Source organism: Amycolatopsis iheyensis (assembly GCF_024703995.1).
GTDB classification, from domain to species: Bacteria; Actinomycetota; Actinomycetes; order Mycobacteriales; family Pseudonocardiaceae; genus Amycolatopsis; species Amycolatopsis iheyensis.
In genome coordinates this window covers 359,189-377,965 of record NZ_JAMXQV010000002.1, presented here as the reverse complement: position 1 = coordinate 377,965, position 18,777 = coordinate 359,189, and the positions used below count along the sequence as shown (strand labels likewise).

Sequence of the window (18,777 nt, the reverse complement as noted above, 5' to 3'; positions counted from 1 at the left end):
GAACGCCGATGCAGCTGGTCACCGAGGACAACATCACCGAGCTCGCCGCGGCGCGCTGGTCGAGCGCGCACGACCCGCGCACGGCGGAGGTCATGGCCGCGCTCGTGCGCCACCTGCACGCGTTCGCCCGCGAGGTGCGGCTCAGCGAGACCGAGTGGATGGCCGCGATGCGGTGGCTCACCGACACCGGGCAGATCAGCGACGCCAAGCGCGAGGAGTTCATCCTCGCCTCCGACGTGCTGGGCCTGAGCATGCTGGTGGTGCAGATGAACCACGCGTTCGACGCGAAGGCGACCCCGGCCACGGTGCTGGGCCCGTTCCACATCGACGGCTCGCCGGAGCTGGAGTTCGGCGGCGACATGTCCGACGGCCTGCCCGGCACACCGCTCTACGTCACCGGCACCGTGCGCGGTCTCGACGGCTCGCCGGTGGGTGGGGCGATCCTCGACGTCTGGCAGGCCGACGAGGACGGCGCGTACGAGTCGCAGATCGCCGACATCGACGAGGCCCGGCTGCGCGCGAAGTACGCGACGCGCGCCGACGGGTCCTACTGCCTGCGCACGATCGCGCCGAAGGGTTACTCGATCCCGATGGACGGCCCGGTCGGCGACCTGATCCGCGGCACCGACATCTCCCACTTCCGGCCGGCGCACGTGCACTTCCTGATCAACGCGGCCGGCTACGAGCCGCTGATCACGCACCTGTTCCAGGAGGGCGCGCAGTACCTCGACAGCGACGTCGTGTTCGGCACCAAGCAGGAGCTGGTGGTGACGTTCGAGCCGCGCGAGCCGGGCCCGACCCCCGACGGCGGCGAGTCGGCCGGGCCGTGGCTCGAGGCGCGGTACGACTTCGTCCTGCAGCCCGTGTGACCCGCGGTGCGCGCGGCGGAGATCCGGGCGGCCGGGCAGGTCCCGGTGGTGGCCGCCCGGCCTGAGCCCGAACCGGGGCCCGGCGAGGTCGCGGTGAGCGTCACGGCGGCGCCGATCACGCCGCTGGACCTGCTGTGCGCGTCGGGCACGTCGTACTTCGGGGAGCCGGCGACGCCGTACGTGCCGGGCGTCCAGGGCGTCGGGGTGCTGACCCGGCCGACGCCGACCCGCCCGGCCGGCACCCCGGTCTGGTTCGCCACGACCGCGGGCATGCTCCCGGGCGACGGCAGCATGGCCGAGCACGCGGCGGTCGCCGCCGACGACCTGGTGGTCCTGCCGCCCCGCGCCGACCACACACTGGTCGCGGCGCTGGGGTTGTCGGCGGTGGCGGCGTGGATGTCGTTGACGTGGAAAGGAACGCTCGCGCCGGGCGAGACGGTGCTCGTGCTGGGCGCGGGCGGGGTGGTCGGGCAGGCCGCGGTGCAGCTGGCCCGGCTGGCCGGCGCCGGCCGCGTGATCGCGTGCGCCCGTTCGGCGGCGGCGGTGGAGCGGGCGGCCCGGCTGGGCGCGGACGCGGTGGTCCGCCTCGAACCGGACGGCGACACGCTCACCCAGCGCCTGCTGGACGCGGCGGGCCACCCGGTGGACCTGGTCGTGGACCCGGTGTTCGGCGCCCCGGCCGCGGCGGCGCTGGGCACGTTGCGCCCGGGCGGCCGGCTGGTGAACCTGGGCAGTTCGGCGGGCGAGGTGTGCCCGGTGGACTCGGCGACGCTGCGCAGCCGGTCGTTGCGGATCCTCGGCTACACGAACAACGAGCTGGCCGCGGCCCAGCGCCGGGAGGCTCTGCTGACGGTGGTGGGCCACGCGATCGCGGGAGAGCTGACGGTCGACTACGAGCGCGTCCCGCTGGCCGAGGCGGGCGCGGCGTGGGCACGGCAGGGCGAAGGGTCGGCAGGTGGCCGGATCGTGCTGGTGCCCTGAGCCGCGGCCACGCGGTCTACTCCCCTCCCGCCATCCCCGCATACCCGCCCGCCGCCAGCCGTTTGCCGATCTCCACGTACGCCGCCGGGTCCTCCGGCGCCACCGTCCCCAACCCGTCGACGTAGCGGTTGAACAGGCAGAACGCCGCCGCGATGAGCACCGTGTCGTGCAGCTCCACGTCCGTCGCGCCGTCCGCGCGGGCCGCCTCGACGAGCGAGTCGGTGACCGCGCGGCCGCTCTCGCGCACCGCCAGCGCGATCCGCAGCAGGGCCTTGACCTTCGCCGACACCGGCGCGTCGTCGACCCCGGCACACGCCGCGTCGACGACCGGGCGGCCGCCCTCGATGGTCTCGGCCGCCGTGGCGGCGTGGCTGCCCGTGCAGAACCGGCACTCGTTTCCGTTGGACACGACCGCCGCGATCAGCTCGCGTTCCCCGACCGTCAGGGTGCTGGGGCCGCGCAGCAGCACCTCGGCCAGCTGTCCGAGCGGGACGGCGGTCTCGGGCCGGTAGTCGAACAGGGCGCTGATGCCCGGCAGGTCCGGGTGCAGCGGGATGTGCGGCATCGATGACTCCTCGCGCGGCGACCGAAAGATCCTCCCCGCGAGTGTTTCGGGTCGCGGCGGCCCGGCCAACCTCCACGTTGCGCAGCCGGGCCACCGCCATCCGTCGTAACCGATCAGCCGATGGTGAAGTCGTCGGCGTAGAGCGCGCTCTGGCCGTACCAGCCGTGGACGTACACCGTCACCGCGCCGGAAGCCCCGGTCGTGAACGGCACCGACAGCTGGGTCCAGCCGCTGCTCGAGGTCCAGGTGCTGGCGCTGGCGCCGCCGCGGACCCCGAGGTAGGCGTAGTTGCCCTGCACCCACGCCTTGAGCGTGTAGGCGTGGTTCGGGGCGAGGGTGACGTTCTGCGCCGCCTCACGGGTGGCCGAGGCCGTCGGCACGACCTGCAGCGCGTGCGTGCCCGAGTGCGCCGGCGACGCGACGACCGCGTCCCCGGTGGCGCTCCAGGGACTCAGCGCCCCGGTTTCGAAGCCGCCGTTGACCACGCCACCCGCGGGCGGGGTGCCCTTGACGGTGAGGGTGAAGGTGGTGCTGTGGCTGCCGGAGGCCGCGGCGCCGGTCACGGTGAGCGGGTAGACGCCGGGGACGGCCGCGGACGTCGTGCTGACCGAGAGGGTCGCGGTGCCGCCCGCGGTGACCGTGCCCGGGCTGGCCGACGCGGTGACGCCGGCGGGCGCGCCGGTGACCGAGAGGGTCACCTGCTGGGCCGAGCCGGAGGTGACGGCGGTGCTGAGGGTCGCGGTGGTCGAGCCGCCCGGGTCGAGGGCGGCCGAGGACGGGTTCGCGGCGAGGGAGAAGTCGTTGCCGGGCACGCTGGTGCCGCCGGTGAACGGCTCGAAGGCGTGGCTGAAGAACCAGGTGTCCTGCGCGATGCCGGAGCAGTTGTCCGCGGCGGCCCCACCGGGGCAGCTGCCGTTGTCGCGTTGCAGGGCCCAGAACGAGATTTCGTTGATGCCCTTGGCGACCGCCCAGTTGTAGACGGTGGCGGCGTCGGACGTCGTGAAGGTTTCGGCGGGGCCGAAGTCGTCGACGCCGATCATCTCGGTGACCCCGACCATCGCCCACAGCTGGGCCTGGGTCTTGCCCGGGTAGAGCGCGCCGAGCTGGCCGACCAGGCCGGTGGCGGCGGTCTGGGTGTCGGTGGCCATCTGGTGGGCGGCGTTGTCGTAGTAGTCGAAGGTCATGAGGTTGGCGACGTCGACGCGGGCGCCGTTGGTGACGGCATTGCGCAGGACGGCGAGGCCGCTGTCGGCGAGACCGTGGGTGGTGGTGGGCAGGGTGTAGGAGATCTGCAGCGACCGCCCGGACGCCGCGGCCCAGTCCTGGACCTTCTTGATGGCCTTGTTGCGGCGGTCGATCCCGGCGGAGTTGGTGAGTGAGTTGTCCTCGATGTCCATGTCGAGGCGGGGGACGTCGTAGGTGGTGATCACCGCTTCGTAGGCCGCGGCGATGGAGTCCACATTGGTGCAGCTGTCGGCTATTTCGGTGCCGGTGTTGTCGGCGGTGTAGCCACCGAAGGAGGGGATGACGTCGCCGCCGCGGGAGCGGATGGTGGCGATGTCTGAGCCGAAGACGCCGTTGGAGATCGGCATCCCGGTGTCACCGTTCCAGTAGACGGTGCAGGAACCCTTGGTGGCGGCCTGGATGAACGCCATCGTCAGGTGTTTCGCGCCCGACTGCTGGGCCAGCGCGGCCGGGCTTTCGCCGGTCCACGCTTCGAAGTAGGGCGCGAAGACGTGGGTGGGCAGCGGGGTGGCGGCCGCGGCGGGGCCGGCCGCGGCGACCGCGGTTCCGGCGGAAACCGCGGTCAGGGCCAGTAAAACGGACAATCGGGAGAAAGGTCTGCGTCGACGCATTTGCGCTCCAGTGCCGGCGGGTGGCCGTGCCGCGGCGGTGCACGGCGAGAACGACTTCAGGATTGGATCAGACCAATCCATGCGTCAAGGTCTAGACCACTAAACCGGCCGGATGGCCGCAGCGGTTGCTCGCCCCGCGCGCGGGCCGCCGGATACTGCGGGTGAGCAACGATCGTCACCAACCCGTGCCGCATACTGGGGTCTGCCGGTAGCGTGCGCGTCCATGCGGGTGATGTGGGGGAAGATTGGACAACGCAGAGTGACCAAGCCGTGGCGGGCGGCCCCGAAGGCCGCCCTATCCAGCCCGCTGACCTTGATCGTCGCGGCCGTGACCGCCCTGCTCGCCTGTTTCCTCGGAACCGCCGCGGTCCTGCAGGCCTCGGCCGCCGGCGGCGCGACGGTGGCGTACCAGAGCGGGATCACCTGCCCGGACAGCTACGGCCCGGTCTTCGGCAAGGGCAACATCCCGGTCCAGGACATCCCGGCACTCACCCAGGCCGTCCGGCGCCACGCGCCGGCGCACGGCTTCGGCACGCCCGTCGTCGGCCAGTACACGAACGTGTTCCTGGGCGCCAAGTTCGACGGCGGCCCGGGCTACAAGGTCCGGCTCGCCTCCCGTGACCAGGTGGGCCTGGACAACCTGGCGCTGGAGCAGGGCACCCGCGCGCCGGGCTGGTGGCTGGGCAACGTCCTGGCCGACGGCGAACACGTCAAGCTCGGCACGCACCCGAGCATCCAGGGCGTCGCCCTGCCCGGCACGGTCACCGGCGTCTACCACGACCTGCTCGACCCGCCGCCGCGGTTCTGGTGCTCGCAGCAGTCCGGCGCGGTCGTGGACCGCCTCGCCAACGACCCGATCGACTCGATCGTCTTCGCCACCGACCAGAAGACCTTCGACGACGCGATCAAGGCCATCGGGCTGCCGAGAATGCAGTACTTCCACATCTCGTTCTACGAGCCCGCGCCGACGACCCTCAGCGCGGCCGACGACCTGCTGCAGCGCTCCCACGACCTCGTCGCCGACGTCCGCGCCGACCTGACCGCCCAGGGCCTCGGCAACCTCGTCGCCGCCGACGTCCCGACCTTCGAGCGCTCGGTGCAGATCGCCCACCAGGCCGAGAACAACGTGTTCGTCTCGATCCTGCCGCTGGCGCTGATCAGCGTCCTGGTCGGCTGCGCCGGCCTCGGCACCGTCGCCCTGCAGTGGTACCAGCGCCGGTACGCGCAGCTGCGGCTGCTTTCGGCCCGCGGCAGCGGCCCGGGCGCACTCGGCGGCCTCGCCGTGGCCGAACTGGGCCTGCCGATCCTCTTCGGCGGCGTGGCCGGCGCCGCCGCGGCCCGGCTGCTGCTGGGGGTCTACGGCCCACCCGGCGCCCCCGACCCCGCGGCCGAACTGCGGGCCGGGATCGTCGCGGCCGCGGTGCTGCTGGTGTCGCTGGGACTGCTGGCGCTGGTCGTCGCGGTCCGCGCGCACCGCGAGTTCGAACTGGGCCGCGTGCGGCGCAAGGGCAACCGGGTCCGGCTGCTCGCGTACTTCCCGTGGGAGCTGGCCACCGCGGGGATGGCCTGGCTCGGCTGGACCCGCCTGGCCCACTACAGCACCGGCTCCCGCCTCGGAAATCCATTACCCCAGGTCGACCCGCTCGCCCTGACCTACCCGGTGTTCGTCGTGCTCACCGTCGGCCTGCTCACCGCGCGGCTGGCCTGGCTCGCCCTGCACGCCTCCCACCGCGCCCGCTTCTGGTCACGCCCCGCCCTGCAGCTGGCGATCCGGCGGCTGGCCGGCGCCCGCGCCCCGGTCACCGGGGTGCTCGTCATCGGCACCCTCGCGATCGGCACGCTGGCCACCGGCATCGGCATCGCCCGCGGCCAGGAAGAAGCCCTCGACACGAAGTCGGCCATCTTCGTCGGCAGCAACGCCCGCCTCGACACCGACAGCCCGATCGGCATGGGCACCGTCGCGATGCCCACGGCACTGGCCGGGAACAGCACCGTCGTGGGTGAGCTGACCGGCACCGGCAGCGTCGTCCTCGTGATCGACCCGGCCACCTTCGCCACGGCCGCCGCGGTCGACCACGTCCCGACCGGCGACGTCGACGCCCTGCTGAGCAAGATCGCCCAGCCCGACCCGCGCGGCACCCCGGTGATCCGCGTCGGGCACACCGCCAAGCAGACCACTCAGCTGCCCGGCGGGCTGCGTGACGCCGACGTCGTCGGCGACGTCTCGGTGTTCCCGATGATCGGCACCTCACCCGGCTACGTCGTCTCCCGCACCGCGCTCACCCACGCCCAGCTCGACCGGATTCCCAAGTGGAGCGTGCTGACCACCGCACCGATGGCCGAGGCGACCACCGCACTGCGCAACGCCGGCGTGTTCATCCCGAACCGCGTCAGCCGCGAAACCGCCCTCGACGGCCTGCCCTTCTTCGTCGTGTCGTGGACGTTCTCCTTCGTGGCGCTGCTCGGCGCGGTCCTCGGCGTCGTCGCGATCCTCGCTCTGCTCGTCGCGGTCGAAGTCCGGCGGCGGCAGAACGCCCTCGCCGGCGCGCTGGTGCTGCGCATGGGCATGCGGCCGCGGACGCTGCTGGCCAGCCACCTCATGGAGCTGGGCGCGCTCAGCGGCTTGGCGATCGTGGTCGGCGTGGTCTGCGGGCTGTCGGTCGCGGGCCTGTCGGTGCCGCGGTTCGACCCGGCGACGTTCCTCGCGCCCCGCTCGGAACTGCCCGACCCGCTGCCGTTCGTGCTGACCGTGCTGGCCATCGGCGTGCTCGTGGTGGGCCTGGCCGGCTGGATCGCGGTGCGCTCGGTGCGCACCGCCCGGACCGCGGAGCTGATCCGTGCCTGAGAAACCGATCTTCACCCTGCGCGGCATCGGCGTCGACTACCAGACCCCGGCCGGAGTCGTCACCGGCGTCGACGACGTCAGCATCGACGTGCCCGCCCGCGGCATGACCGTGCTCGCCGGGCCGTCCGGCTCCGGCAAGTCGACGCTGCTGCGCGTGCTCGGCCTGTTCGAACAGCCCGCCCGCGGCACCCTGACCTTCCAGGGCGCCGACGTCCGCAAGCTCAAGCACCGCGAACGACGCGCGCTGCGCCGCCACCACCTGGGGCTGGTGTTCCAGAACCCGGCCGACAACCTGCTCGGGTACCTGTCGGTGGCCGAAAACCTCCGCGCCGCCGCCGAAGCCGCGGGAACCGACTGCAACGCCGAGGACATCCTCGGCCAGCTGGGCCTGCACGGCACCGGCGACTGGAAGATCTCCGCGCTTTCGGGCGGCCAGCAGCAGCGCCTCGCGTTCGGCTGCGTCCTCGCCGCCCGCTCCACGGTGATCCTCGCCGACGAACCGACGTCCCAATTGGACGAAGCCTCCGCCGACCTCGTGCTCGACACGTTGCGGTACCTGGTCGACCAGGACTTCGCGGTCCTGGTCGCCTCCCACGACGACCGCCTCATCGACCTCGGCGCGCGCGTGGCCCGGCTGCACAAGGGCACCCTCGAAGGCATCGAAGAACGGGAGCCGCGCCCATGACCGAGTCGCTCGTGGAAGCCGTCGGCCTGCGCCGCAGCTTCGCCCACCCCAGCGGCGACATCGAAGTGCTGCGCGGGCTCGAGCTGCGTGTCGGCGCCGGCGAGCTCGTCACCGTGTCCGGCCGCTCGGGCTCGGGCAAGAGCGCTCTGCTGGCGCTACTGTGCGGGTTCGACTCCCCCGACTCCGGCTGCGTCCTGCTCGACGGCGTCCCGATCAGCGGCGCGCCGCCGTGGCACACCTGCGCCGTGCTGCCCCAGGCCCTCGGGCTCGCCAACGAGCTGACGATCGCCGAGAACGTCGCCCTCCCGCTGCGGCTGCGCTCCGACGTCCCACGCCCGTCCCGCACCGAGATCGCCGACCGCGTCACCGGCCTGCTGGACGAACTCGGCATCGGCGATCTCGGCGACCGCTACCCCCTGGAGGTGTCCTTCGGCCAGCAGCAACGGGTCGCGCTGGCCCGCGCGGTCGCCTGCCGCCCCCGGGTGCTGCTCACCGACGAGCCGACGGCACACCTGGACGCGGGCAGCACACCCCGCGTGCTGCGGCTGCTGCGCCGCTGCGCGGAGGAAGGAGCCGCGGTGATCGTCGCAACCCACGACGACGAGGTCCACCGCATCGCCGACCGCCGCGTCCGGCTGCTGGACGGCGTGCTCACCGCCCTGCTCGACTAACCGATCAGGAATCGAGAAGCGCTGGTCAGCGCGCCGCGAATACCGTCAACGGCGTACCGCACCACCGACTTCAGGAGCACCGATGAGCACCCAGGGGATCAAGACCGTCCTGCACCCCGTCGCCGACCTGGCCGCCGCCAAGGCCGTCTACACCGCCCTGCTCGGCATCGAACCCCAGGCCGACTCGCCCTACTACGTCGGCTACGACGCCGGGGGCCAGCACATCGGGCTGGTGCCGAACTCCGGCATGACCTCGCCGATCGCCTACTGGGAGGTCGCCGACATCCAGGCGAAGCTCGCCGAGGTGACCGCCGCCGGGGCGAAGGTCGCCGACGAGCCGAAGGACGTCGGCAACGGGCGCCTGGTCGCGACCTTCACCGACGCCGACGGCAACGTCCTCGGCCTGCTGCAGGACCCCGCCTAACCCAGCGCCGTCGCACGGCTGATGTCCTCCCACGCCGCCAGGTCGGCGGCCAGGGACTCGTGCTGGGCCCGGATCGCCTCCACCGCGTCCGCGCCCAGCGCGAGGTGCAGCGGCGCGTCCGCGCTGCCGACGGCCCGCACGATCGCCGCGGCCGCCTTCGCCGGATCGCCCGGCTGGGTGCCGTCCATCGCCTCGACCGCGTCCCGGGTGCCCGACGTCGACGCGGCGTAGGCGTCGATCGTGCGGGAGCGGTGCATGCGGCCACCACCGAACTCCGTCCGGAACGCGCCCGGCTCGACGATCAGCACCCGCACCCCGAACGGCGCGACCTCCGCCGCCAGCGCCTCGGAAATCCCTTCCAGCGCGTACTTCGTCGCGCAGTAGGCCCCGTACCCGGGCGGCGACAGCTGCCCGCCCATCGAGCTGATCTGCACCACCGTGCCGCTGCCCTGGGCCCGCAGGTGCGGCAACACCGCCTTCGTCACCGCGACCGCGCCGAAGAACATCACCTCCATCAGCGCCCGCAGCTCGTCCATGGTCAGCTCCTCGACCGCGCCGACCGAGCCGTTGCCGGCGTTGTTGACCACGACGTCGATCCGCCCGAACTCCTCGAGCGCGCTCTTCACCGCCGCGTCGACCTGCCCGGCGTCGGTGACGTCCAGCGCCGCGACGCGGACCCGGTCCCCGCCGCGTTCCTGAAGCTCCGCCAAGGCTTCCGGCCGCCGCGCGGTGGCCAGCACCCGGTCACCCGCGGCCAGCGCCGCGAGTGCGATCTCCCGGCCGAAGCCGGAAGAACAGCCGGTGATCAACCAGACCCTGCTCATCTTCGGGTTCCTCCCAGTGGTTTCCTGCCCCTATCCTGCAGATGATCACCACCGGCCCGCCAACACCGATCTCCTCCCAGGGCTACAGTCGGAGCCTGTGACCCCCGAGCTGAGGCAGCTGCGCTACTTCGTCGCCGTCGCCGACGAAACCAGCCTCACCCGCGCCGCCGCCGGACTGCACATCGCCCAGCAGTCCCTCTCCCAGCAGATCACCGTGCTCGAACGCACCCTCGGCGCACGGTTGTTCGACCGCGACGCCCGCGGCGCCCGTCTCACCGCCGTGGGCGAGCTGTTCCTCCCCGAAGCCCGCGCGGTCCTGGCCCGCGCCGAAGCGGCCGTCGCCACGGTGGGCCGGGCCGTGCGCGGCGAAATCGGCCGCGTCCGCCTCGCGTTCCTCACCACGACGGCGAACTACCTGCTTCCACCGGTCGTCCGCGCGGTCCGCGAGCAGCTGCCCGACCTCGAGGTGAGCACCGCCGAAGCCTCGATCGCCGAACTCGTCGACGGCCTGCGCGAAGGCCGGTTCGACCTGGCCTTCACCCGGCCACCCCTGGTCGACGGCCTGACGTCACGGACCTTGCTCACCGAAGAGGTCTGCGCCGTGTTCCCCACCGGGCACCCCCTGGCCACCCGCGCCTCGCTCACCCTCGCCGACCTGGCCGGCGAACCCTGGGTGCTCACCCCGCGCACCAGCTGGGAACCCTGGCACCGCAGCTACGACGCCGACTTCGCCGCAGCCGGCTTCACCCCGCACGTCGTGCAACGCGCCGCGACCGTGCAGGGACTGCTCGGCCTCGTCGCCGCCGGCGTCGGCATCACCCGCCTGACCCGCTCGTCCCACAGCCTGCGACGCACCGGCGTGGCGTTCGTCCCGCTCGAGCACGACGTCGCCCGCACCGAGCTGGTCTGGTTGCCGGGCAACGACAACCCCGCCGTGCCGGCACTCGTGGACCTCGCCGTCGGGCTCGCGGCCACCACCGACCTCACCGAAGCCGGCTAGAGGTATTGACCACGAAGTTTGCTACGGAGCGCGACACGTTTCGACGAAGGGTGGCCGTGGCGGCGAGCCGCGGACCGATTCCAGGTCTCGGTCACCACCGCCACCCGCTACCGCGACCACGCGGCAAACCACCCACCAGCCGCGTCCCCGACCTCACGGGTCAATACAGCTAGAACGACTTCGCCGCGTCGCGAGCCGCCTCGTGCGCGATCCGCGACAGCTCCTCGGCGTCCCCGGTCAGCGTCGGGTGGAAGCGGACCTCGGTGACGTCGTCGATGCCGGTCCAGTTCAGCCACCCGGTGAAGAACGGCGCCTGGAAGTCCGTGCCGAACTCCGGCCCGAGGCCCGGCCCCCACACCGCGCTCGTGTACACGACGGCCGCGCGCTTGCCGCGACCGGCGAGCAGGCCCTCGTACCCGGACACCGCGTCGACACCGAAGACCAGGCCGGGCTGGGACACGACATCGATGAACTGCTTGAGGATGTAGGGCACGCCGGTGTTCCACATCGGGACGCTGAACAGCACCCGGTCCGCGGCGTCGAACCGGGCGAAGGTGTCGCGCGCGGCCTGCCACGCCGCCGCTTCCTCGCCCTGCGGGGTGCCGCCGCCGAAGACGGTCATCTTGGCCCGCGCCGCGGCCGGCCCGAACGCCGGCAGCGTGCCGTCCCAGAGGTCCCATTCCTCGACCTCCGCGCCGGGGTGGATGGTGCGGTAGGTGTCCAGGAAAGTAGCTGCCAGGCGCAGCGACTGGGAGTCCGTGCCGCGCGGCGACGCGGAAATGTGCAGCAGATCAGGCATTTCGAGGCTCCTCGAGAGGGTGTCGGCTTCCGCCGGACCAAGAATCGGACTAGAGTCCGCTTATGTCCTCGAACCGTAGCGGACCCAAGTCCGCTTCGTCAACGCCGACCGAACTCCCCCTCCTCGGCGCCCCCGTCCGCGAACGCGCCGACGCCGCCCGCAACCGCCTCCGCGCCCTCACCGCCGCCGAAACCCTCTTCACCGAACACGGCGTCGACGCCGTCACCATGGACGACGTCGCGGCCGCCGCCGGCGTCGGCAAAGGCACCCTCTACCGCCGCTTCGGCGACAAAGGCGGCCTCGCCATGGCCCTGCTCGACGAACGCGAACGCGAACTCCAGGACCGCCTCCTCACCGGACCCCCACCCCTGGGCCCCGGCGCACCCCCCGCCGACCGCCTCGCCGCCTTCACCGAGGCCTACCTCACCTTCCTCACCCACCACCTCGACCTCGTCCTGCTCTCCGAAACCGCCACCACCGGCGCCCGCTTCCGCACCGGCGCCCACACGCTCTGGCGACGCCACTGCCACCACCTGCTCGAAACCGGCGGCGCACCCGACCCCGAAATCGCCGCCGACGTCCTGCTCGCCGCCCTCTCCGCCGACCAGGTCCGCCACTGGCTCCACGACCGCGAACTCGCCCCCACCGCCCTCACCAAGTCCCTCGTCGCCCTCCTGCGCACCTGGCTGGACACCACACCCGGAACGTGACCTCCGCCCGCTACCGTCCCCCGGACCCGACACCGAAGGGGACGCATGCGCAGAGCCGCACCGACCATCGCACTGGCCGCCCTGCTGCTGACCGCGTGCGATCCCGCACCCGGCCCCACACCCCCACCCAGCCCGACCCTCACCGCCCCCGCGACCGACACCGCACAGCTCGTCGCCGCCATCCGCACCGCGATCGCCCAAGCACCATCGGCCACCTTCACCATCGACGCGAGCCTCGGCACCACCGGCAAGAGCTCCACCGGCGCACTCAGCTTCGACGGCCAGACCTGCAACCTCACGATGACCTTCGACGGCACCGAAATCCGCGTCCTCGGCAAGAAGACCTACACCCACCCCCGCCAAGCCGCGATCCCCGGCAAACCCTGGCTCGGCACCGACCCCGACAACCCCGACATCTACGCCCAGATGGCCGCCGCTGCCGTGCCCCTGCTCGCCGAACTACCCGACCTCGGCCGCGCCCTCACCGAAATCGACCGAGCCGGCCGCATCGTCTCCGCCAACCAGACCACCCTGCGCGACCAGCCCGCCAACCACTACCGCCTCGAAATCGACGCCGCCCGGGCACCCGACCTCTTCCCCGAGTTCGCCCAGCCACCCGTCGACGGCAAACCCGCCCCACCCGTCACCGCCAAGCTCCCCGCCGAACTCTGGCTCGACACCGCCGACCGCCCCGCGCGCTTCACCATCGACCTCAGCCCCGGCTTCCCACCCGCGGCCGCCGACGCGGCCGTCAAGGGCACCACCGACTACCGCGACTGGGGCGACCCCGTCGAAATCACCGCACCACCCGCCGACCAAGTGGCGGACCTCTCGGAGCTGATCAAGAAGATCGGCGCCTGACCCGAGCACCCCATCCGTAGAATCGACGGCGATGCGACGTCTTCGGTGGTACTGGGGAGCACTGGTCCTCACGTGCGTGGCCCTGCTGGTCGGCTTCTTCGTCTTCTTCGGCTCCGAAAGCCGGACCGGCCGCCCCCAACCCCGGCAAGGCCCACCCGGCACCGGCCCCCTCACCGTCGTCGCGATGGGCGACAGCACCGTCTCCGGCGAAGGCGCCGGCCAGTACACCGCCACCACCAACGGCCAGGGCGGCAACTGGTGCCACCGCTCCCCCAACGCCTTCGTCGACAAGATCGCCACCCCCGGCATCACCGCCCACGTCAACCTCGCCTGCTCCGGCGCACCCGCCGAACAGGTCGCCCTCGGAGACGTCAAGCAGTGGACCGAAGGCTCCCAGGCCCAACAGCTCGCCGCACTCGTCAAGGACCACCGCGTCGCCGCCGTCGTGATCGCCGTCGGCGCCAACGACGAACCCAAGTTCTCCAACCAGGTCACCGACTGCTTCAAAGCCTGGTTCAACCCGGGCGGCCCGCCGTGCAGCACCGCGCTGAAGCAGTCCTGGCAGTCCAAAGTGGACGCGATGGTGCCGAAGGTCGCCAAGGCCGTCTTGGACGTCAAGAAAGTCCTCGCCCAGGCCGGGTACGTGCCCGCGGACTACCAGCTGATCCTGCAGTCCTACGCCGCGCCCATCGGCCCGGACCTACCCGAAGACCTGCGCAGCCTCAACGGCTGCCCGTTCCGCGTCGAAGACCTGCGGTGGATCTCCCAGACCGGCATCGGCATCCTCTCGGGCGGCCTGAAGACGGCCGCCCGGGAGACCGGCGCCCGGTTCCTGGACCTCGCCAAGGCCGGTGTGAAGCACGAGGCGTGCAGCGGCGGCGCGAACCCGGCGACGGAGTGGTTCACCCGCCTCACCCTGCAGCTGGCGGACCTCGGCCAGGCCGACCGGGCGGGCCACGCGCTGCAGGAGTCGTTCCACCCCAACGCGGCCGGCCACGCGGCCATCGCCAACTGCCTGACGGAGTTCATCGCGGCCCAGGACGGCAACGCGTCCTGCCTCGCGGGCGCCGACGGGAAGCTGCACGCGGCCCCGGAGGTCGTGGCCCGCTGAACCTCCGCTCCTCTGAAGCGGAAGTTTTGCTTGTGGGACTGGTGTTTTTACACCATCGCCGGGCGGTATAGGGCGTTATACACTCAAAGATCGAGTGCCGCGCGCAGGGCGATGTCGATGCGTTCCTGGACGTCCTGGTCGATCTCGGCGATCCGCTCGTCGAACCAGGGCCGGTAGAGCCGGGTCAGGTTGAGCGTCGAGACCCAGTAGCGGGCGTCGATGGCGACGCCGAGGATGTCCTGCGGGTCGCGTTCGAGGAGTTCGGTGCCGAGCAGCCAGGGGCGCTCGGACTCATTCACCCCGTCCGAGGACAGCAGCACGACGGTGCGGTGCCGGGCCGGTTCGGTCGGGGGGTGGTACGTCCAGACTTCACCCCTGCGCACGCAGATCCTTTTCCGCCGCGGCGCGCTCGGCCTCGTCCGAGTCCGCGACGGCCGGCTCCGGCCGCTGCGGGGTGTAACCGGTGCGAACCGCCTCGCGCCTGGCCGCCTTCGACAGCCAGGAGGAGACCGAGATTCCGTGGGCTTTCGCGGCGCGCTCTGCGAATTCCAGGGCGCCACTGTCCAGCGAAAGAGTCACCTTACGTGTTGCCATACCTTTTACCGTACCAGTGCCCTTGTGCTGACACCAGCGTGCGGCCGGGGTCAGAACGTCGGCGAACGTCCCTCGAACGGCGTGGAGAGCACCACCGTCGTCCGGGTCGACACCTTCGCGGCCTCCCGGATCCGGCGCAGCAGGTCCTCCAGCCCCAGCGGCGACTGGACGCGCACCAGCAGGATGTAGGACTCGTCGCCGGCGACCGAGTAGCAGGACTCGATCTCCTTGATGTGCTGGATCCGCTGCGGGTAGTCGTCCGGCGCGGCCGGGTCGTTCGGCGTCAGCGAGATGAGCGCGGTCAGCGGCAGGCCGATCTGCTCGCCGTCGAGCCGCGCGGTGTAGCCGAGGATGACCCCGCGCTGCTCGAGGCGGCGCACCCGCTGGTGCACCGCCGACACCGACAGCCCGACCCGCTCGGCGAGGTCGGTGAAGCTGCGCCGCCCGTCGGCCGCGAGCTCCTGGACGATGGCCTGGTCCAGCGGCTCCAGGCCGCCGGGGGTCATGCGTCCAGCACGACGAGGTCGTGCGGCTGGTTGTTCACGGACTCGACGCCGCTGTCGGTGACGATGACGATGTCCTCGATCCGGGCGCCCCACCGGCCCGGCTGGTAGATGCCCGGCTCGACGCTGAAGGCCATGCCCGGCTCCAGCGGCAGCGCGTTGCCGGCGATGATGTAGGGCTCCTCGTGCACGTCGAGGCCGATGCCGTGCCCGGTGCGGTGGATGAAGTACTCGCCGAAGCCGGCCTCGGCGATGATGTCGCGCGCGGCGGCGTCGACGGCCTCGGCGGTGACACCCGGCTCGACCGCGGCCACCGCGGCGGCCTGGGCGCGCTGCAGCACCGCGTAGGTCTCGGCCACGTCGGCGTCGCGCGGCGTGCCCACGGCGTAGGTGCGGGTGGAGTCGGAGTTGTAGCCGGCCGGCAGCGGACCGCCGATGTCGACGACCACGACGTCACCCTTCTCGATGACGCGGTCGGAGACGTCGTGGTGCGGGCTGGCGCCGTTCGGGCCGGAGCCGACGATCACGAAGTCCGCCTGGACGTGCCCCTCCTCGACGATGGCCGCGGCGATGTCGGCGCCGACCTCCGCCTCGGTCCGCCCGGGCCGCAGCCACTCGTGGACGCGGGCGTGCACGCGGTCGATGGCCGCGCCGGCGTCCCGCAGCGACGCGATCTCGGCGGCGTCCTTGCGCATCCGCAGCTCCCGCACGACCGGGCCGGCCAGGGTCTGCTCGGCGGTCGCGAGCGCGGCACGCAGCGCCAGGACGTGCAGCGCCGGGGTGAAGTCGCTGACCGCGACCCGGCCCGGCTTCCCCAGCCGGTCGGCCACCAGCTGGTACGGGTCGTCGCCGTCCACCCAGGTCAGCAGCTCGACGCCGAGCTCCTCGGCCGGGACGTCGGCGTACCCGGGCGCCTCCAGCTTCGGCACCACCAGCGCGGGCGTGCCGTCGGCCGGGACCACGAGGGTGGTGAGCCGCTCGAAGGAGCCACCGGCCTGCCCGATCAGGTACCGCAGGTCGGAGCCGGGCGCGATGAGCAGGGCGTCGGTGTCCGCGGCGGCCGCGGCGGCACGCGCCCGGTCCAGGCGGGCACGGAGAGCGGCGGCATCGGGGGCGGGCGTGTGGAGGGAACGGCGCGACATGAGGGCGAGCCTAGTAGGACGGGAGTGGCAGCCCGTCGGCGTGGGGCCACGACATGCCGGGCCGGGTGACGCGGCTGCCACCGGAAGCAGGCGACCGCTCCCCTCCCTAGCGTGGCTTGCCCGCCGGCGCCCGCCCGCCGTGGCAGGCTGTGCGGGTGACCGGACCCCTTGCCCTGCTCGACTCCGCGAGCCTGTACTTCCGTTCCTTCTTCGCCCTGCCCGATTCGATGCGCGCCGCCGACGGGACGCAGGTCAACGCCGTGCGCGGGTTCGCCGACACCATCGCGCGGATCCTCACCGACCGGCGCCCCTCCCGGCTCGTGTGCTGCCTCGACGCCGACTGGCGGCCGAAGTTCCGCACCGACCTGCTGCCGAGCTACAAGGCGCACCGCGTCGCCGAGGAGACCGGCGGCGGCGACCCCGACGTCGAAGAGGTGCCCGACACCCTCACCCCGCAGGTCCCGATCATCCTCGAGCTGCTCGAAGCCTTCGGGTTCGCCACCGCGGAGGCGGCCGGCTACGAGGCCGACGACGTCATCGGCGCCCTCGCCACCCGCGAGCTGAAGATCCCGGTCGAGGTGATCACCGGCGACCGCGACCTGTTCCAGCTGGTCCGCACCGAGCCCTCCCCCGCGTCGGTCATCTACGTCGGCAAGGGCTGGGCGAAGGCCGAGGTCCTCGGGCCGGCCGAGATCGCCGAGCGCTACAGCCTGCCCCGCGAAACCGCCGGCCCGGCCTACGCCGACATGTCCGTGATGCGCGGCGACCCGTCCGACGGCCTGCCCGGTGTCGCCGGGATCGGCGAGAAGACCGCGGCGAAGCTGATCACCCAGTTCGGCTCGCTGGACGCACTGCTGGAGGCCTCCGCCGCGAGCGACAACCGCGTCCCGCTCAAGACGCGCCTGCGCCTGGCCGACGCGGCCGACTACCTGGCCGTCGCACCGACGGTCGTGCGCGTCGCGGTGGACGCGCCGGTCGAGCAGTCCCGCCCCGACACCGTCCCGGCGACCCCCGCGGACCCGGACCGCGTCGCCGAGCTGGCCGAGCGCTGGAACCTCGGCAACTCGGTCGAACGGCTCCTCAAGGCCCTGCCCGGCGCCTAGAACAGCGTCCCGCACCACGGCGCGGCGACCGTGGTGAACAGCTCGTCGGCCCGGGCCACCGCCGCCGGGTCGCGGACCTCGATGCGACCCGCCTGGGCCAGCGCCGTCGCGCTCCACTGCCCGAGGTAGAGCATGCCCAGCGTGTCGACGTCGAGGGCGAGGTCCGCCGCGGTGTCCGTGCGGGCCGCGCCGTCCGGGCCGACCGTGTAGTGCCCGGTGTTGGCCGGCAGGGTCCGGTCGGTCACCGCCAGCACCACCGGGCCGACCGTGCGGTAGGTGCGGGCGCCGAGCGCGGCGGCGACGTCGACCGGCCGCAGCCACAGGTCGTCCTCGACGTCGAGGCTGCGGGCGTGCCGGTGGTCGGTCAGCATCGCCGCCACGGGCTCGTCGACCGGCCGGTGCCGGGCGTGCACCGCCGACACCAGGTCCACCGACAGCAGGAACCGCCAGAGCGCCGCCCGCGCCACCGGGCCGGCCGCCTGCAGGTCGCGCACCTTCAGCACCGCGCCCTCGTCCGGCGCGTCCAACGACCGGTGCTCGACGGTGTCGTAGACGACGAAGCCGTCGTCCCCGTCAGGTCCACTGTGGACGGCCACGACGTGGCTGCCCGCGGGGCCCACGTGCCGGTCGTGGGCGATCGGCCACCACAGGTCGGGCCGGCCGAGCATGCCCGGCCGGTGCAGCCCGATCCGCCGGTACAGGCCCGGGATCTCCTTGACGGCCTCGTCCGGGGTCAGCATCCGGACGTCCCCGCTCGCCGGGACGCGCTCGTGCAGCCGCGCCGCCGGGCGGGCAACCCGCACCGTCTTGCCGAGCGCGGCCGAGCCGTACCCGAACCGGCCGTAGATGGTCGGCTCGCTCGCGTGCAGCACCGCCAGCGCGACCCCGCGCGCGGCGACGTCCGCCAGCTGGGCCGCCATCAACGCGGTGAGCACCCCGCGGCGGGTCCGGTCCGCGCGCACGCCGACGCCGTCGACCGCGGCCACTCCCACGACCGCTCCCCCGGGCACCGCGATCTCCGTGTCGAAGGAGCTCGCGACCCCGATCGGCGCGTCGCCGTCGAACGCCCCGAACTTGTGCGCCGCGGGCCAGGAGTCCCCGACCCGCGCCCAGGTCTCGTCGCTCACCCGGTTGCTGTGCAGCGCGCGGCCGAGCAGGTCGAACGTGCTGCGGCGCTCTTCGTCGGTGATCAGGCGGACGTCGAAGTCGGTCATGGCGCCGATCCTGCCGTCTG

General features: G+C 72.7%; 20 protein-coding genes. 11 read left to right on the top strand and 9 right to left on the bottom strand.

Annotated features, from left to right (window positions below; all coding sequences use genetic code 11):
• Positions 1 to 8 precede the first annotated feature (8 nt).
• Positions 9 to 869, top strand: a complete 861-nt coding sequence (locus tag M8542_RS05495) for a dioxygenase family protein (RefSeq protein ID WP_257918887.1) — start codon at positions 9 to 11, stop codon at positions 867 to 869.
• A gap of 6 nt (positions 870 to 875) precedes the next feature.
• Positions 876 to 1,850: a quinone oxidoreductase family protein gene (locus M8542_RS50270; RefSeq protein ID WP_257918886.1), complete on the top strand. Its 975-nt coding sequence runs from the start codon at positions 876 to 878 to the stop codon at positions 1,848 to 1,850.
• Positions 1,851 to 1,866: 16 nt separating this feature from the next.
• Here M8542_RS50270 and M8542_RS05485 read toward each other — a convergent pair whose 3' ends face one another.
• Complete coding sequence (locus M8542_RS05485) at positions 1,867 to 2,415, bottom strand: carboxymuconolactone decarboxylase family protein (RefSeq protein ID WP_257918885.1); 549 nt, start codon at positions 2,413 to 2,415, stop codon at positions 1,867 to 1,869.
• 113 nt (positions 2,416 to 2,528) lie between these two features.
• Positions 2,529 to 4,244, bottom strand: a complete 1,716-nt coding sequence (locus tag M8542_RS05480; RefSeq protein ID WP_257918884.1) for a glycosyl hydrolase family 18 protein — start codon at positions 4,242 to 4,244, stop codon at positions 2,529 to 2,531.
• Positions 4,245 to 4,530: 286 nt separating this feature from the next.
• Between M8542_RS05480 and M8542_RS05475 the strand changes: the two genes are divergently transcribed.
• From M8542_RS05475 to M8542_RS05460, 4 genes are all read left to right on the top strand, one after another.
• Positions 4,531 to 7,116: an FtsX-like permease family protein gene (locus M8542_RS05475; RefSeq protein ID WP_257918883.1), complete on the top strand. Its 2,586-nt coding sequence runs from the start codon at positions 4,531 to 4,533 to the stop codon at positions 7,114 to 7,116.
• Entirely contained in the window at positions 7,109 to 7,801 is a 693-nt protein-coding gene (locus M8542_RS05470; protein ID WP_257918882.1) for an ABC transporter ATP-binding protein, read from the top strand. Before M8542_RS05475 ends, M8542_RS05470 begins: the two co-directional genes overlap by 8 nt.
• Positions 7,798 to 8,472 carry an ABC transporter ATP-binding protein gene (locus M8542_RS05465; RefSeq protein WP_257918881.1) on the top strand — a complete coding sequence of 225 codons (675 nt, stop codon included), beginning with the start codon at positions 7,798 to 7,800 and terminating at the stop codon, positions 8,470 to 8,472. Before M8542_RS05470 ends, M8542_RS05465 begins: the two co-directional genes overlap by 4 nt.
• An 82-nt stretch (positions 8,473 to 8,554) precedes the next feature.
• Positions 8,555 to 8,896, top strand: coding sequence for a VOC family protein (locus tag M8542_RS05460; protein ID WP_257918880.1), 342 nt, complete (start codon positions 8,555 to 8,557; stop codon positions 8,894 to 8,896).
• On the opposite strand, the gene M8542_RS05455 is transcribed toward M8542_RS05460, so the two are convergent.
• Positions 8,893 to 9,720 (bottom strand): oxidoreductase, encoded by an 828-nt coding sequence (locus tag M8542_RS05455; RefSeq protein WP_257918879.1) that lies wholly within the window; start codon positions 9,718 to 9,720, stop codon positions 8,893 to 8,895. The two genes, M8542_RS05460 and M8542_RS05455, sit on opposite strands and share 4 nt — an antisense overlap.
• Before the next feature lie 97 nt (positions 9,721 to 9,817).
• On the opposite strand from M8542_RS05455, the gene M8542_RS05450 reads away from it, so the two are divergent.
• Complete coding sequence (locus M8542_RS05450) at positions 9,818 to 10,720, top strand: LysR family transcriptional regulator (RefSeq protein ID WP_257918878.1); 903 nt, start codon at positions 9,818 to 9,820, stop codon at positions 10,718 to 10,720.
• Positions 10,721 to 10,889: 169 nt separating this feature from the next.
• Here the strand turns inward: M8542_RS05450 and M8542_RS05445 are convergent, their stop codons facing one another.
• The gene (locus tag M8542_RS05445; RefSeq protein ID WP_257918877.1) at positions 10,890 to 11,519 is read right to left on the bottom strand and encodes an FMN-dependent NADH-azoreductase; all 630 of its coding nucleotides are present in this window, start codon (positions 11,517 to 11,519) and stop codon (positions 10,890 to 10,892) included.
• A 62-nt stretch (positions 11,520 to 11,581) separates the two neighbouring features.
• On the opposite strand from M8542_RS05445, the gene M8542_RS05440 reads away from it, so the two are divergent.
• Genes M8542_RS05440 through M8542_RS05430 form a run of 3 tightly spaced genes read left to right on the top strand, consistent with a single transcriptional unit; the run spans position 11,582 to position 14,201 of the window.
• Positions 11,582 to 12,229 carry a TetR/AcrR family transcriptional regulator gene (locus tag M8542_RS05440; RefSeq protein WP_257918876.1) on the top strand — a complete coding sequence of 216 codons (648 nt, stop codon included), beginning with the start codon at positions 11,582 to 11,584 and terminating at the stop codon, positions 12,227 to 12,229.
• A gap of 45 nt (positions 12,230 to 12,274) precedes the next feature.
• Positions 12,275 to 13,090 (top strand): SCO4651 family lipoprotein, encoded by an 816-nt coding sequence (locus M8542_RS05435; protein ID WP_257918875.1) that lies wholly within the window; start codon positions 12,275 to 12,277, stop codon positions 13,088 to 13,090.
• A 31-nt stretch (positions 13,091 to 13,121) separates the two neighbouring features.
• Positions 13,122 to 14,201, top strand: coding sequence for a GDSL-type esterase/lipase family protein (locus M8542_RS05430; protein WP_257918874.1), 1,080 nt, complete (start codon positions 13,122 to 13,124; stop codon positions 14,199 to 14,201).
• 83 nt (positions 14,202 to 14,284) lie between these two features.
• Here M8542_RS05430 and M8542_RS05425 read toward each other — a convergent pair whose 3' ends face one another.
• Genes M8542_RS05425 through M8542_RS05410 form a run of 4 tightly spaced genes read right to left on the bottom strand, consistent with a single transcriptional unit; the run spans position 14,285 to position 16,440 of the window.
• Positions 14,285 to 14,584 (bottom strand): hypothetical protein, encoded by a 300-nt coding sequence (locus M8542_RS05425; protein ID WP_257918873.1) that lies wholly within the window; start codon positions 14,582 to 14,584, stop codon positions 14,285 to 14,287.
• Positions 14,571 to 14,795: a hypothetical protein gene (locus tag M8542_RS05420; protein WP_257918872.1), complete on the bottom strand. Its 225-nt coding sequence runs from the start codon at positions 14,793 to 14,795 to the stop codon at positions 14,571 to 14,573. The genes M8542_RS05425 and M8542_RS05420 overlap by 14 nt, the downstream gene beginning before the upstream one ends.
• Positions 14,796 to 14,845: 50 nt before the next feature.
• Positions 14,846 to 15,301: an Lrp/AsnC family transcriptional regulator gene (locus tag M8542_RS05415; RefSeq protein ID WP_257918871.1), complete on the bottom strand. Its 456-nt coding sequence runs from the start codon at positions 15,299 to 15,301 to the stop codon at positions 14,846 to 14,848.
• Complete coding sequence (locus M8542_RS05410) at positions 15,298 to 16,440, bottom strand: M24 family metallopeptidase (protein ID WP_257918870.1); 1,143 nt, start codon at positions 16,438 to 16,440, stop codon at positions 15,298 to 15,300. The genes M8542_RS05415 and M8542_RS05410 overlap by 4 nt, the downstream gene beginning before the upstream one ends.
• Positions 16,441 to 16,595: 155 nt before the next feature.
• Between M8542_RS05410 and M8542_RS05405 the strand changes: the two genes are divergently transcribed.
• Entirely contained in the window at positions 16,596 to 17,543 is a 948-nt protein-coding gene (locus M8542_RS05405) for a 5'-3' exonuclease (RefSeq protein WP_257918869.1), read from the top strand.
• Here M8542_RS05405 and M8542_RS05400 read toward each other — a convergent pair.
• On the bottom strand, positions 17,540 to 18,757 hold the full coding sequence (locus M8542_RS05400; RefSeq protein ID WP_257918868.1) for a GNAT family N-acetyltransferase: 1,218 nt from the start codon (positions 18,755 to 18,757) through the stop codon (positions 17,540 to 17,542). The two genes, M8542_RS05405 and M8542_RS05400, sit on opposite strands and share 4 nt — an antisense overlap.
• Positions 18,758 to 18,777: the final 20 nt, after the last annotated feature.